A 13,770-nucleotide genomic window follows, 5' to 3' on the forward strand; every position below is an offset into this window, starting at 1 on the left:
TTATGTTCCGTTGTCCGTGGTTTGCGCTAGCAGCGCCTGCGCCCTCTTGCGCTCATCGTCGCTTAACAATGCGTCAGCCACACTGCTTTTTCGGCGGCGCAATGTTGTCGCCAGAACGAGGAGCCCAAAGGCCAGCAGCAACATGGGGCCAAACCATAGCAACAGCGTGGTGGCTTTTAATGGCGTGCGATAGAGTACGAAATCACCATAACGATCAACCATATAGGCTCTGATCTCGGCATCGCTTTTGCCCACTTGAATCTGTTCGCGTATCTGCTGACGCAAATCCACGGCCAGGTCGGCGCGCGAGGCCGCGATTGATTCGTTCTGGCACACCAGGCAGCGCAGCTCGCCAGCAATATCCAACATGCGCTTTTCCGCCGCGCCGTTATCCGCCCACGATGGCAAGGCGATGACCGCGCACAATAATGTCAGCCACCAACGTTTCATTGCTCAAGCTCCCGTATCAGCGGTAGTATCGTGTCGCGTACAGCACTATCGGTTACTGCACCGATGTGCTTGTAACGAATGAAGCCGTCCTTATCGATAACAAAGGTCTCGGGCACGCCATAAACGCCATAGTCGATGCCCACACGCCCTTGCGTATCGGATACGGACAACACATATCCATTGCCATGGCGTTCCAACCACGAAATGGCTTCCCCGCGTATATCCTTGTAGTTAAGGCCGACAATGGGTACCCCATGTGTTTTAGCCAAAGCCGTAATCACGGGATGCTCTTCAAGGCAGGCATAACACCAGGAGGCCCACACATTCAGCAGCCATACTTTGCCTTTCATGGCTTCTGGTGAAAACGTATCTTCTGGCGACGCCAACTGGGGCAAGGTGAAGCTTGGCGCCGGCTTGTTAATAAAAGGCGAAGGGACTTCGCTGGGCTTCAGGGTCAAACCGAACGCCAGGAAGCCCACCAGTACGATAAAGCCGACCAACGGCCATACAAAGCGGCTCATGCTGTGGTCCCTCCTGCGGCAACCAAGACGGCCTTACGTTCGCGACGCTTCTTAAGTCGATAGCGACGATCACTGATAGCTAACAGCCCACCCAGCGCCATCAAGATGCAACCAATCCAGATCCAATCAACGAATGGTTTGTAGTAAACACGCACGCTCCAGGCGCCGTCGGCGAGGGGCTCACCCAGGGCAACGTACACGTGACGCAATCCGTTGGCGTCAATGGCTGCTTCTGTCATGGGCATTTCCGAGGAGATATAGCTACGTTTTTCGGGATGAAGTAAACGCAAGATCTGACCATCTCGGGACAGCTCGATGTCACCTATTTCTGCAATATAATTAGGTCCCTGTGCTTTATTGACGCCTAGAAACTTCAAGTCATAACCCCCTGTGCTCACCGTGCTGCCAGGCGTCATACGAACGTCCTGTTCAGTTTCATAGCCCATGACGAGCGTCACTCCCGCCACAAACACGGCAATACCTAAATGGGCCAGATGCATGCCTAGCCAGCTACGCGGTTGGGCTCGCAGCCCAGTGCGCGTAGCCCGCATACGGTCAACGATGCCCTTAACCACCGCAGTGGCAATCCACGTGGCCAGTGCCAAGCCCAAAGCCACCAGCGCCGACCAACGCCCCAGCATGAACGGTGCGCCAACACCGACCACAAGCGCCACTACAGCCGGGACATGCAGGTGTTTCATCAGAGCGCTTATCTTGGCCGACTTCCAGTTAGCCACCGGACCTACCGCCATGAGAAGCAGCGCCGGCACCATCAGCGGTATGAAAACGGCATTAAAGTATGGCGGCCCCACGGAAAGTTTGCCTAACCCGAGCGCATCAATGAAAAGCGGATAGAGCGTTCCGAGAATCACGGCACCCGCTGCTACGGCCAACAATACGTTGTTCACCAGCAAGAGGGATTCACGCGATATCAGCTCAAATCGCCCGCCCATGCCCACTTTGGGCGCGCGCAGTGCAAATAAAAACAAGGACGAGCCCACCACCACGGTAAAGAGCATCAAGATGAACACACCTCGGCGCGGATCGGTGGCGAAGGCGTGTACTGACGTCAGCACGCCAGACCGTACAAGAAAAGCCCCCAGTAATGAAAGCGAGAACGTACTGATGGCAAGCAGCACCGTCCAGTTCTTGAAGCTGGCACGCTTTTCAGTCACCGCCAGGGAGTGGATCAACGCTGTACCTACCAGCCAAGGAATAAACGAAGAGTTCTCTACCGGATCCCAGAACCACCAGCCGCCCCAACCCAGTTCGTAATAGGCCCACCAACTGCCCAAGGCGATACCCAGGGTCAGGAACAACCACGCTGCCGTCGCCCAGGGCCGGGACCAACGGGCCCACGTCGAGTCAAGCTGCCCCGCCAGCAGTGCGGCAATGGCAAATGCGAACGCTACAGAAAATCCGACATACCCCATGTACAGCAGGGGCGGATGAAATATCAATCCAATGTCTTGCAGTAGCGGATTCAAGTCCATACCCTCTATGGGCGCAGGTACCAGGCGCTCGAACGGGTTAGAGGTAAGCAGCACAAAGAGCAGGAATCCAGCGGTGACCAGGCCCAACACCCCCAATACACGTGCCACCATGACATCGGGCAGCTGCTTTGAGAACACACTTACTGCATACGCCCAGCCTGTTTGCATCAGTAGCCACAGCAAGAGCGATCCCTCGTGACCACCCCAGACGGCGGCTATACGGTAAAGCAATGGCAGTTGCGAGTTGGAGTTCTGGGCGACGTAAGCCACCGAAAAATCCTTAACAATGAAGGACCAACCCAGCGTCGCGAAGCTGACAATAATTAAAAGAAACTGCACGCGCGCGGCGGGTCGAGCAAAGGCGATCCAGACAGCATTGCCACGCGCCGCGCCAGCGAGGGCTAAACACCCTTGCGCAAGCGCCACGAATAGCGTCAGAATCAGAGAAAAATGACCGAGTTCAGCAATCATGAGCGTTATGGCCTCGCAGTAATCGTGTTCTTGGCGGCCTCATCCAGCGCATGCTGCGCCTCAGGGGGCATATAGTTCTCATCGTGTTTGGCAAGCACCTCTTCCGCCCGGAACAACCCATCGACCCCGAGCTTGCCTTGGGCCACCACCCCTTTGCCTTCACTAAACAGGTCGGGCAATATTCCCGTATAAGTGACCGGTACCATTTTGGCCGTATCGGTCACCACGAATTTGACGGTAAGCCCATCGCTTAGTCGTTGCACGCTGCCGGTTTGCACCATGCCCCCGACGCGAAAGGTCCGCTCCTGCGGGGCTTCACCCGCGCTCACCTGCGTAGGCGTAAAGAAAAACACAAGATTGCTTTGAAAAGCATTCAGCACTAGCGCGGTGGCAATACCCAATGCGGCCAGGCCACCACCTATGAGCGCAAGGCGCTTATGACGTTTTTTCATAGTGATTCCTCTTTCTTCAGGATTAACTGGCGCTTTAGGTGCAATAAAGCCGCCCGGCGACGCTGGCGTAGCAACAGCCATTCGGCGCACAGCACGACCATGGCCACGCCCACTGACCCCCAGACATATTGCCCATAGCCGCCCATGGCAAAAAATTCAGCAGGACTCGTCCAATTCATTGCTTTACCTCCTTCAATTCGTCTAACCATCCGGCATGGTGTTCGCGCTCCAAAATGATGCAGCGCACGCGCATCAGAGCCACCGCCACCGTATACATCCATGACGCCAAGGCCATAATCAGCATGCCGACAAGCATGATCATTGCCATTGAGGGCGCTTGCGTCAGCGAAACAGATGCACCTTGATGCAGTGTGTTCCACCACTGCACCGAGAAATAAATAATGGGGATATTCACCACGCCGACGAGAGCAAGCACGGCACCGGCCTTATCGGCGCGGCGCGGCTCATCCACCGCTGACTGCAGCGCGATAAACGCTATGTACAAAAACAAAAGTATCAATTCGGAAGTCAGGCGCGCATCCCAAACCCACCAGGTTCCCCACATGGGTTTGCCCCACAACGCGCCCGTCCAAAGCGAAAGAAAAGTGAACATGGCGCCGGTAGGAGCCAAGGCCGTAGCCATCATGGCCGCTAAACGACTGTTAAATGCCAGCCCTATCGCGGCCCAGAACGCCATGACCAGATAAATGAACATCGACATCCAGGAGACCGGCACGTGCAGGAAAATAATGCGATAGCCCTCGCCTTGCTGAGCATCGGTGGGCGCCATGAAAAACCCCACATACATGCCTAGGACCGCCAGAATCGCGGCGGCTGACGCAAACCAGGGAATCAGCTTGCCCGCAAGCGGGTAAAACGTTTTGGGCGAGGAATACTTAAACCAATTAATCATGTACTTACTCATTATTCCAAGGCTATCCGTAAGGCCGCAGTGGTGGCCCACGGGGCAAAAAAACCAGTTAAAACCAGCACAGCACCCAGCAACGATAGATGCGCCGTGGCCCCCAGCCCGGCAGTCGCAGCGTCTACCGAACCCGCGCCAAAGATCAGCACCGGCACATACAACGGAAGCACCAATAAGGCGACCAGAGCGCTGCTGCCACGCAGGCCCAGGGTCAAACTCGCCCCAATAGCGCCAATAAAGCTAAGCACAGGCGTACCCAGAGCCAGCGATGCAGCCAGCACCAGTAACGAAGGGGTTGATAAATCGAATTGCAATGCCAGCAGCGGAGCCAGCAACGTCAAGGGGAAACCCGTCAACAACCAATACGCGACCACCTTGCCGAGCACCAGCGTTCCCAACGGAGCGGGCGAAAGAGCCATTTGCTCTAGTGTGCCGTCGGCGTAATCCTGTTCAAACAGCCGGTCAAGCGACAACATGGTCGCCAGCAGTGCTGCCACCCAAAGAATGCCTGGGGCGATCTGCCGCAACATGTCGCGCTCAGAACCAATGCCCAACGGAAACAGGCTGACCACGATGACAAAGAAAAAAAGCGGTGTCAGCACATCGGACTTGCGCCGCATGGCGAGCCTTAAATCTCGATGTATTACCCCTCGAAATACGGATAAGCCAATGGAGTCGCTCATACGCCTACCCGTATAACGTGCGTCGTGCCTGCCAAGGCCAAGTCCTGATGCGTCGTCAAGACTGCAATCCCGCCATTGCTCAGATGCTGGTCAATCACCCGTACAACCCATAGGCTGGCTTGGGTATCCAATGCAGTCAGAGGTTCATCCAACACCCACAAAGCACACCTTTGCAGCAGTAGCCTAGCCAGATTGACACGGCGCTTTTGCCCTTGCGACAAGGCTCGCACCGACAGATGCTCCCTACCCTGCAATCCAGCCTGGCGTAAGGCTTCGTGCACACCGTCCTGGGTAACCGATTCGTCAGCCAACGCCACACTGGAAATTAGGTTTTCCGTGGCACTTAGAGCATCTTTAAGGCCCAAAGGATGGCCACAATAAAGTAGCTCGCGACGGTACTCATCGCCCAGCTGTTTTATCGGACTACCCTGCCAATGAACGGCCCCAGCAGCCGCAGGCGTAAGCCCCACCAGCATGCGCAAAAGACTGGTTTTGCCGCTACCGTTCTCGCCTCGCACCAACAGGCACTCGCCTGCCTTGAGCTGAAAGCTTAGATTATGAAATAGGCGGCGCTCACCGCGCACGCAGTCCAGATTGATGGCTTCAAGCACCGTCGACCTTTGCTCGCAAAAACGTTAATCACCAGGTGATATCGGTATTCTGGCTATGCGCCGATATGCAACGGACCATCCGTTACATGCGGGGCTAAGCGCTACCGTCGCAAGTAGCTGGGCGCACGCTCAAAGTCAATTGAACGCGACGACGCTGAGGACGTAGGTGTGGGGCAGGAGGAAAGTCGAATCAGCGGCGTGCCAGCTTAGGCAACGAAAAGCCACTGGGGCCGCTCAGGCCGCTCAGACAAGGTCGGCAAGCTCAAAGGCACCTCTTGAAACTGAAGGGCCAAACTAGCCGATAAGGAAGGAATGGTTTGATTTGAAGATGAAAGAATCGACGCCGCTGGGGCTTGGCAAGAATGCTCGTATTGGTCCAAAAAACCCGAGGTTGAACCAGTTTGCTCGGACCCGTCGTTTAAATAGACACGCTGCTCTTGAGCTTCGCTATAACAGGGCTCGATGCAAATCTCCCTTTCTGGCTGGCAATATACACTCACAACGCCCCAGGAGGCCTGGAGCGGCAGCATGACCAGCATAAAAATAAGGAGAAATTTCTTCATCGCATGGACGATTGTAGCAAGTGAAAAGCGTGTCTTACAAACGAGGGTATGAAAAGTAGAAACCATGGGTTGCTTATTTTGCAATCGCGATGTTTGTCTCCATAGAAAACGCAAGAGAATCCCCATCCCGAAAGCCTTGGATGATAGCGTGCGTCTCCGCCCTTACTTCGTCCACAAGAGCGAGGCGCTCTGCGGCATCCATAGATGCAAATACTGGCACTGAGGTGGCTGCGCCCAGTATCGAAAACTGAACAAATCTTTCTGGCTCAGGCATGCGAATAGACTGCGATCGTGGAGTGATTTCGATATATTGGAAGCCCGCCTCGCCGAGCAACGTGTATAGCTCATCGGGGTTTGATAATGAAAAAGCAACATCGACATCCGTAATGGGCACATCAAGAAGGCGTGCGGTTTCCGTAAACAACGCCTCATACACAGGATGGCTGTTCAGGGATTGCCAGACACTGATGACTGCGCTACCGCCATCGCGTAACACGCGACGCATTTCGCGACCTGAAGCCGCTCGGTCGGGAAAGAACTGGAGTCCTTGTTGACATAGCACAAGATCAAACGCGTCACCGGGAAGTTCGCGGCGAGTTGCATCACCCTCTTGCCAGAGTATCGAAGCACCAGCCGGTGACGGTTGTGCACGGCCTACTTCCAGCATTACTGAATTGATATCCAGAGCGAGGACCTGACCGCTTATCCCAACCATGGGAGCGACCTGTCGTGCGACACTGCCCGTACCGCAGGCAAGATCCAAAACTCGCTCGCCGGGTTAGCGGCCCGCTGGATTCCCCTTGGTGCCTGCCTACCTTGCTGCGCTTTTGTTGGTTGGAATGCTCGACATAGCCCTGCGGCCCATCGATCCAGACCACTACAGCAAGCCGCTAACCTCTCGCGCGCGTCCCTGGGTAGATGACGATGACGAATATTTTTAAATTAAAGGTGAGTGTTTACGGGATAAAAGTCCAATTAAAGACCCGCTCCAGATGCGCTCTAACCAGGCGACGAAATTGGCCCAAAGCACCCAAAAATGATTTTTCGCTCCCGTTAGCTCTCACCTATAAATTCAAGGAAAATATAATAATCCTTATAAAACAAATACTTGAAGACAAAAAAACACCATTTTTTTACGCGAAAAATCATTCGATTGCGATGCAAAGGTGAGTGTTTACAGGAAAGAAAGGCTATTTTTATGTGCCCAGAACGAGGGATGGGATACGGCTTAGGTGAGTGTTTACAGGATAAAAGCCCAATTAAAGACCCGCTCCAGATGCGCTCTAACCAGGCGACGAAATTGGCCCAAAGCACCCAAAAATGATTTTTCGCTCCCGTGAACCCTCACCTATAAATTCAAGGAAAACAAAATAATCCTTATAAAACAAATACTTGCAGAAAGAAAAGCACCCTTTTTTTACGCGAAAAATCATTCGATTGCGATGCAAAGGTGAGTGTTTACAGGAAAGAAAGGCTATTTTTATGTGCCCAGAACGAGGGATGGGATACGGCTTAGGTGAGTGTTTACAGGATAAAAGCCCAATTAAAGACCCGCTCCAGATGCGCTCTAACCAGGCGACGAAATTGGCCCAAAGCACCCAAAAATGATTTTTCGCTCCCGTGAACCCTCACCTATAAATTCAAGGAAAACAAAATAATCCTTATAAAACAAATACTTGCAGAAAGAAAAGCACCCTTTTTTTACGCGAAAAATCATTCGATTGCGATGCAAAGGTGAGTGTTTACAGGAAAGAAAGGCTATTTTTATGTGCCCAGAACGAGGGATGGGATACGGCTTAGGTGAGTGTTTACAGGATAAAAGCCCAATTAAAGACCCGCTCCAGATGCGCTCTAACCAGGCGACGAAATTGGCCCAAAGCACCCAAAAATGATTTTTCGCTCCCGTGAACCCTCACCTATAAATTCAAGGAAAACAAAATAATCCTTATAAAACAAATACTTGCAGAAAGAAAAGCACCCTTTTTTTACGCGAAAAATCATTCGATTGCGATGCAAAGGTGAGTGTTTACAGGAGAAGAACGCTATTTTTAAGGCAAAAAACCACTAAAAAACGGCCAATTCACACCAAAAATCCCCGCCCAGGGCCAAATAATTCGCTTTGTCTCCTGTAAAGTCTCACCTTTATCTCGCCTTTATTCGAGCTTTATCCCGTAAACACTCACCTATGGTAGTGATATGCGTGAGATTTTTGACTATTTATTTTTCGCGCAAACAATTGTTTTATATAGACTTTTAAACTATTCGTTCGCGCAATAGGTGAGCTTTTACGGGATATGTTGTGCAATGCTTGCTGGGCAGGCCTAATTTGAAGCGCCAAGGCCAGGTGAACGGTAGAAATATCGCCTTTTATCCTGCAAAAGCTCACCTTTAAAAGGGCTCGCCTTTAAGTAATAATTCTCAGGCCGTCTTTAACCTGGCTGGCACTAAAGTCCAGTGAGTTGCAGGTGACCTGGGCAATGGTAAGCGCGGGGCATGGCGGCGCTGCTGGCGATGGAATACCAATAAAGAAAGCCCCAGTATCCAGGTAAAAAACGTTCCCCAATCGGCCCGGGCCCGGCACGATCGTATGCCCCGCATAGACACGCGCCACATCTTGAACTAAAGAGTCGTCCTTTGCCTTGATGCGCTTGCGACCCCATGCCGCCGCTTCAATCACCCGCCGATCACCAGCTTCAACCAGGTATGTAAAGACGTCCCAATTTATAGTGTTGGCCAAGTCGGCATGGACCACGCCAACCCGTCCGATCGGCGACTCGAGCTCAATAGCAAAAGGCATGCTTTGCGCAAGTTCGACCGCCTCTCGCTGCTGTTCGAACGCAAGCTCGAACCACCACTGGCCACCGTTTTCTTTTAAAGTTTTCCAATTTTCTGGACTGCGCGCAGCCGCCAAAAGCATCTCTTCATGATTGCCGCGAACCGCATAAAACCAGGGCTCGCGAAGCAGCCTCAACGCGTCAAAGCTGCGCGGACCACGATCGATCAAGTCGCCCACGCTCAAGAGCGTATCACGCGATGTGTTGAAGTTGATTTGCTCCAAACCTCTCATAAGCAAATCCAAGCATCCATGGACATCACCCACAACAAAGACTCGACCTTTGTCAAAAAGATCAAGGCCAAGTCGCTTGATCGGAGCTTGCGGCTTTACTTCACTCATCATTCAAATCCATCAACTCACCCAGCGCGATGACTCGCTTTGACCATAAAGCATGTCCACAATCGCAGCCTTCATCTCCCTGGCCGACAAGCCGACGAGCCTAGCTTTTTGAGCGTCAGAAAGCGTGATTGCACCCTCAGGCACGCCCCAAGACCGCTCAAGATCACTGACAACACCAGCGATCAGCGTTGGCGCATGCTCTGGCCCAGGCGCCTGAAAAAGGACAGGGCGAAATCGCGTCCTCAAAGGCTCAGAAATGCTCTGAATCGAATTGCAAGTCGCAATGTAAAAACAATGCGACAAATTGCACTCTGCCATCAAGTAAACGTCTTGATAGCGCCTCGCGTTCGCAGGCTCAAGCAAATCGAGCAAAGCGTCTTGCACTGACCCGCCGTTTCCGCCAGCAGTAAAAGTTTTGTCCACCTCATCCAAAATGATGAGCGGGTTCACGACTTTTTCTTGCCTGATCAAATCCACAATTCTGGATGGGCGATTACCTGACCAACCGCGCGAGAACCCTTTCAATAGCTTGTTTTCACTCGTACCCGCTAGATTCATAACCAAGCTCGGAGCACCCAAAAGCTCGGATAATCGCTGCGCGAAGCGAGTCTTGCCAACGCCTGGCGGGCCAACAAGCAAGACCGGCGACATGCCCAAGCGCAAAGCACCATGGCTGCGCCTTACGATCAAATCAGAGAAGACAAGCCGCACTGCCTCAACAGCCCATGGAAACTCTTTTTGAAGCTCGTCCCGCAACTCAAAGAGCTTAGCGACGGGCGGCAAAGAGCAAAAGGGCAAGGGGCTCCTGAGCACCTCATACTGACTTAAAACAGCCTTGTCGTCACGATCGGAAGAAACAGGGATCTCACCTTCAATTACCACCAGCTCCTGGCTAGGGCGCTCAGAAGAGGCAATCGGCTCATCACTCCCAGAAGACTCGCCAACAGATTGAATTTCAACAACAGAAAAATTGCGCTCATCCAAACCTTCAACCCAAGCACAGATCGTTTGCTGCTGCTCAAGCAAGTGGTCGCGCCTCTTGCCGCTGACATACAAATTTTTAACCATGCCATCAATTACCGTGCTCCAAAGCGGGAGAACCCATCTCATGCTCGATTTTCGGTACTTAATGGCCTTACCCAGCGACCAACCAAACTGCAGCTCAGAGGACTTGCCGGCTGGAAAAATGAACGTCAAATAATTCACCAGGCAAGCCAGAGCGCAGCTGTAATCCCTCTCTTTCCAATGCTTAATATCTTCCACAACGCGAACTGAAAGCATAAGCAGGCCCTGGCGCCACTCCTCAACAGCATGCAGCGAAATGCCTTTCATGGCTTTACTTTTAATATCAAAAGCGGCATGAATAATATTAGGTGAAAGAATAGTCGCCACCTCTTCTTTATCTAACCAGCATTTAGCCGCCGCCCACGCACCAACAATCGATCCTTTGTTCCTCGCGAAGCGAAACCAGTCCAACGGCTCACTTAACCAAGGGAGGCTGTTAGATGGGTCAAGCCGCTTTACAAACTCCCCAATCTCAACTGCCGCCACGCCCCGCGCGCGATCGCTCCTATCAGGGTTGGCCACGACGTCCAAAGCTTGCTGAAGCTCTAAAAATTGCCGAGGCACAGGACGGCACAGGTGAACCATCTGTAAAAACTCGTCGCGAAAAAAATCATCAAGAACAGGGTCGACAGCAGGCGCCGCAACTCCCCCTTCGGCCGGCGACGCTTGATCACAAAGCCCTTCCAGGGCCGCCATAAACTCACCCCTGTCCATAACTACTCACTCCCAACGCTCATCACAATCAACGCAGCGGGTTTTTAACCAACCTCCTGCGTCAACCCTAACACCTTGCCGCCCGCATCGTTCACAGACGCCCGCACTTTTTTCACACGCCGCGTCTACCGCCTCGCGGATCTCTTCAAAGGTCTCTTCTCGCGAGCTTTCATGCAAACGCCAATAGAAGCGCATTTCACTAAATTTCTCCTTGATTTGCCTGGCTTCAAATTTTGCTTGCGGATCAGCATTCAAGATTGTCGTCACACGCTCAAACAGTACAGCCAACAAATCTGCCCAACCCTCCCCATGCTCAAATCCAGGCGCCGGGTAGTCACGAAACACGCGTGGGAAGCGCACTGGCAGCGCGTCCAACTTTCCTCGATCACTCACTCTCTTCTCCAATAAAAAAACCCCGCATCACGGCGGGGTTTGAAGTGTCCTAGCAACTAAAACTTAAGCAAACTCAACGCCCGCGCGCATCCAAAACAACTCCGTTATGTAAGTCGTTTGCATGGCGAGAATGGGGGAAGAGGAAGGCTTCATCTGCAAATTATCTCAGGTCGAGCTTACTAAGATCAAGACTAAAGAAAACATTTCAAAACCGCAAGAACCTATAAGAAATTTGGGTAAGCGGATTAAATGGTTGATCTTACCTTTGCATGAGAGTGAGACAGACCGGCATCTCATCGGATTATCTGGTTGATGCTTCACCTACTGCTGGTGCATGTTTCCTTCACTAATTCCAGCAAGAACCCCGCACGCCTCAACTTCCCGGTCATCGTTGCAACTCGCTCTCAGTGAAACGAGTTGTTTCTCAAGCGCTTGCAGAGCGGTTATCTGCGACCGCACATGAGAGATGTGATCATCGAGCAAGGCGTTGACGGCGGTACAAGGCTGATGAGGGTCGTCCTGATAGCTCTGTAGTTCGTGAATCTCAGCCAGTGACAGGCCCAGGATTCTGCAGCGACGGATGAAGGCCAGCCCCTCACCATGCTTCTCGGTATAGACACGGTAACCGTTGTCCTGCCGATCAGGCGGCGGCAACAAGCCCTGCTGTTCATAGAAGCGGATCGTCTGTGTTTCGACCCCTACCAACTGCGCCAACTGACCAATGCGCATCAGCCTCCTCCCCAACGGATTCTTTACTCTATTGACCTTATAGTAGCTTTATAGTTTTAAATGGTACCGCAACATTGTTCAAGTGGAGTCGTATCATGAGCAAATCCTGTGGTGGCGCCTGTGGCGGTGATGCAACGTCCGCAGCGGATACCGATATACAGGCCTCCTCCGAGGCGCCAGGGAGATGGGTCAGTGTTTATGCCGTGCCGAAGATGGACTGTCCATCAGAAGAACGAATGATTCGCCTAGCCCTGAACGGCTTTGAGGAGATTCGGGCGCTGTCCTTCGACTTGTCGAACCGCCGGCTGAAGGTCGTGCATGACGGCGAGGTCGAGCCCGTCACCTCGAAACTGAAGACCTTGGGGCTAGGCGCCTCGCTTCAGGAAACCGTCGCTGCAAATCCGGAGACCATCAAGGCCGCCGAGTTTTCGGCAGCTTCTGCTAAGCAAGAATCCGGGACCCTGCGCTGGTTGCTCGGCATCAATGCACTTCTGTTCGTGGTGGAAATGACTGCCGGTCTGATCGCCCAGTCCACCGGCCTGATTGGAGAATCCCTGGACAATTTTGCCGATGCGGCGGTGTACGGGCTTGCCCTTTATGCGGTTGGACATAGCGTGAAAATGCAGGTACGTGCCGCGCATCTTGCTGGTGTACTGCAACTGATCTTGGCTGTGGGCGTGCTCGTAGAGGTGGTGAGACGCTTTGTATTCGGTAGTGAGCCTGAATCGCTGGTGATGATGGCTATCGCATTCGTCGCATTGATTGCCAATACCAGTTGTCTGCTGCTCATATCCAAACATCGGGAAGGCGGGGCGCACATGAAGGCAAGCTGGATATTCTCGGCCAACGACGTGGTGATCAACCTGGGGGTCATCACCGCCGGCGCCCTGGTCGCGTGGACCGGTTCCAATTATCCGGATCTGATTATCGGCACCATCGCGGGGGGCATTGTACTTAACGGTGCCAGACGCATTTTGGCGTTGAAGGGTTAAATAATGCTCATTATTGGCAAAAAGCTCTCGCCGTATGCCCTATTGTCCATATCGGGCCTGCTGGCAGCGTCTGATCAGGCTGTAAAGTGGCTGGTGCAGCAATCAATGGCCTATGGCGAGTATGTTTCGGTGACCCCGTTCTTTAACTGGGTGCACCTATGGAACACCGGTGCCGCATTCAGTCTTTTTGCGAATGGTGGAGGCTGGCAGCGCTACTTTTTTATCGGAATCGCGGTAGTGGTCTCGATTTTTCTGATCAAGCTGATCCTTGAAAATCGTCATAAAGGAGAAGCCATCGCTTACAGTCTTATCCTCGGTGGCGCCATGGGCAATCTGATTGACCGGGTCTTTCGCGGCTATGTTGTGGATTCCTTTGATTTCTATTGGCGAGACTGGCATTGGCCGGCCTTCAACCTGGCTGATATTGCAATTGTCCTCGGTGCCTTACTTTTCGTTTCCAGCAGCTTGTTGGGTAAAAAAGCAAACACCAATGCCGAGCCGGATGGATCTGACTGACACCTACGCCTATACAA

At 52.8% G+C, this 13,770-nt stretch carries 15 protein-coding genes and 1 pseudogene; 2 read left to right on the forward strand and 14 right to left on the reverse strand.

The features are described 5' to 3' along the window. From CHR62_RS13190 to cadR, 14 genes and pseudogenes are all read right to left on the reverse strand, one after another. The gene (locus CHR62_RS13190; protein ID WP_011633190.1) at positions 1-450 is read right to left on the reverse strand and encodes a cytochrome c-type biogenesis protein; all 450 of its coding nucleotides are present in this window, start codon (positions 448-450) and stop codon (positions 1-3) included. Next, positions 447-971 (reverse strand): DsbE family thiol:disulfide interchange protein, encoded by a 525-nt coding sequence (locus CHR62_RS13195; protein WP_011633191.1) that lies wholly within the window; start codon positions 969-971, stop codon positions 447-449. Before CHR62_RS13195 ends, CHR62_RS13190 begins: the two co-directional genes overlap by 4 nt. Beyond that, positions 968-2,935, reverse strand: coding sequence for a heme lyase CcmF/NrfE family subunit (locus tag CHR62_RS13200; protein WP_123661231.1), 1,968 nt, complete (start codon positions 2,933-2,935; stop codon positions 968-970). The genes CHR62_RS13195 and CHR62_RS13200 overlap by 4 nt, the downstream gene beginning before the upstream one ends. A 5-nt stretch (positions 2,936-2,940) precedes the next feature. Then, positions 2,941-3,387 carry a cytochrome c maturation protein CcmE gene (ccmE, locus tag CHR62_RS13205; RefSeq protein ID WP_123661232.1) on the reverse strand — a complete coding sequence of 149 codons (447 nt, stop codon included), beginning with the start codon at positions 3,385-3,387 and terminating at the stop codon, positions 2,941-2,943. Then, positions 3,384-3,566 (reverse strand): heme exporter protein CcmD, encoded by a 183-nt coding sequence (gene ccmD, locus CHR62_RS13210; protein ID WP_123661233.1) that lies wholly within the window; start codon positions 3,564-3,566, stop codon positions 3,384-3,386. Before ccmD ends, ccmE begins: the two co-directional genes overlap by 4 nt. Then, entirely contained in the window at positions 3,563-4,300 is a 738-nt protein-coding gene (ccmC, locus tag CHR62_RS13215) for a heme ABC transporter permease CcmC (RefSeq protein WP_123661234.1), read from the reverse strand. Before ccmC ends, ccmD begins: the two co-directional genes overlap by 4 nt. Before the next feature lie 11 nt (positions 4,301-4,311). Beyond that, positions 4,312-4,995, reverse strand: a complete 684-nt coding sequence (gene ccmB, locus CHR62_RS13220; RefSeq protein ID WP_123661235.1) for a heme exporter protein CcmB — start codon at positions 4,993-4,995, stop codon at positions 4,312-4,314. Then, entirely contained in the window at positions 4,992-5,606 is a 615-nt protein-coding gene (gene ccmA, locus CHR62_RS13225; RefSeq protein ID WP_123661236.1) for a cytochrome c biogenesis heme-transporting ATPase CcmA, read from the reverse strand. Before ccmA ends, ccmB begins: the two co-directional genes overlap by 4 nt. A 206-nt stretch (positions 5,607-5,812) precedes the next feature. Further along, positions 5,813-6,235 (reverse strand): hypothetical protein, encoded by a 423-nt coding sequence (locus CHR62_RS13230; protein ID WP_123661237.1) that lies wholly within the window; start codon positions 6,233-6,235, stop codon positions 5,813-5,815. A 7-nt stretch (positions 6,236-6,242) separates the two neighbouring features. Further along, a pseudogene (locus CHR62_RS13235) lies at positions 6,243-6,935 on the reverse strand (class I SAM-dependent methyltransferase); the annotation flags it as partial. Positions 6,936-8,573: 1,638 nt separating this feature from the next. Next, a complete protein-coding gene (locus CHR62_RS13240; RefSeq protein WP_158609131.1) occupies positions 8,574-9,344 on the reverse strand; it encodes a metallophosphoesterase in 771 nt (256 codons plus the stop codon). A gap of 12 nt (positions 9,345-9,356) precedes the next feature. Next, the gene (locus tag CHR62_RS13245; protein WP_158609132.1) at positions 9,357-11,105 is read right to left on the reverse strand and encodes an AAA family ATPase; all 1,749 of its coding nucleotides are present in this window, start codon (positions 11,103-11,105) and stop codon (positions 9,357-9,359) included. Between the two features lie 24 nt (positions 11,106-11,129). Beyond that, positions 11,130-11,516, reverse strand: coding sequence for a hypothetical protein (locus CHR62_RS13250; RefSeq protein WP_123661241.1), 387 nt, complete (start codon positions 11,514-11,516; stop codon positions 11,130-11,132). Between the two features lie 321 nt (positions 11,517-11,837). After that, a complete protein-coding gene (cadR, locus tag CHR62_RS13260) occupies positions 11,838-12,245 on the reverse strand; it encodes a Cd(II)/Pb(II)-responsive transcriptional regulator (RefSeq protein WP_004364961.1) in 408 nt (135 codons plus the stop codon). Positions 12,246-12,340: 95 nt separating this feature from the next. On the opposite strand from cadR, the gene CHR62_RS13265 reads away from it, so the two are divergent. Next, positions 12,341-13,237, forward strand: a complete 897-nt coding sequence (locus tag CHR62_RS13265) for a cation transporter (RefSeq protein WP_004574643.1) — start codon at positions 12,341-12,343, stop codon at positions 13,235-13,237. 3 nt (positions 13,238-13,240) lie between these two features. After that, complete coding sequence (lspA, locus tag CHR62_RS13270) at positions 13,241-13,753, forward strand: signal peptidase II (RefSeq protein ID WP_004863699.1); 513 nt, start codon at positions 13,241-13,243, stop codon at positions 13,751-13,753. The last annotated feature ends 17 nt before the right edge of the window (positions 13,754-13,770 follow it).

The sequence above is a fragment of the Pusillimonas sp. NJUB218 genome, from assembly GCF_003788685.1.
Classification (GTDB): domain Bacteria; phylum Pseudomonadota; class Gammaproteobacteria; order Burkholderiales; family Burkholderiaceae_B; genus Neopusillimonas.

Excerpts from the sequence above, each read along its gene's own strand:
- CHR62_RS13190 (WP_011633190.1), bottom strand. The coding sequence starts at position 450 with ATGAAACGTTGGTGGCTGACATTATTGTGCGCGGTCATCGCCTTGCCA.
- CHR62_RS13195 (WP_011633191.1), bottom strand. The coding sequence starts at position 971 with ATGAGCCGCTTTGTATGGCCGTTGGTCGGCTTTATCGTACTGGTGGGC.
- CHR62_RS13200 (WP_123661231.1), bottom strand. The coding sequence starts at position 2,935 with ATGATTGCTGAACTCGGTCATTTTTCTCTGATTCTGACGCTATTCGTG.
- ccmE (WP_123661232.1), bottom strand. The coding sequence starts at position 3,387 with ATGAAAAAACGTCATAAGCGCCTTGCGCTCATAGGTGGTGGCCTGGCC.
- ccmD (WP_123661233.1), bottom strand. The coding sequence starts at position 3,566 with ATGAATTGGACGAGTCCTGCTGAATTTTTTGCCATGGGCGGCTATGGG.
- ccmC (WP_123661234.1), bottom strand. The coding sequence starts at position 4,300 with ATGATTAATTGGTTTAAGTATTCCTCGCCCAAAACGTTTTACCCGCTT.
- ccmB (WP_123661235.1), bottom strand. The coding sequence starts at position 4,995 with ATGAGCGACTCCATTGGCTTATCCGTATTTCGAGGGGTAATACATCGA.
- CHR62_RS13230 (WP_123661237.1), bottom strand. The coding sequence starts at position 6,235 with ATGGTTTCTACTTTTCATACCCTCGTTTGTAAGACACGCTTTTCACTT.
- CHR62_RS13240 (WP_158609131.1), bottom strand. The coding sequence starts at position 9,344 with ATGAGTGAAGTAAAGCCGCAAGCTCCGATCAAGCGACTTGGCCTTGAT.
- CHR62_RS13245 (WP_158609132.1), bottom strand. The coding sequence starts at position 11,105 with ATGGCGGCCCTGGAAGGGCTTTGTGATCAAGCGTCGCCGGCCGAAGGG.
- cadR (WP_004364961.1), bottom strand. The coding sequence starts at position 12,245 with ATGCGCATTGGTCAGTTGGCGCAGTTGGTAGGGGTCGAAACACAGACG.
- CHR62_RS13265 (WP_004574643.1), top strand. The coding sequence starts at position 12,341 with ATGAGCAAATCCTGTGGTGGCGCCTGTGGCGGTGATGCAACGTCCGCA.
- lspA (WP_004863699.1), top strand. The coding sequence starts at position 13,241 with ATGCTCATTATTGGCAAAAAGCTCTCGCCGTATGCCCTATTGTCCATA.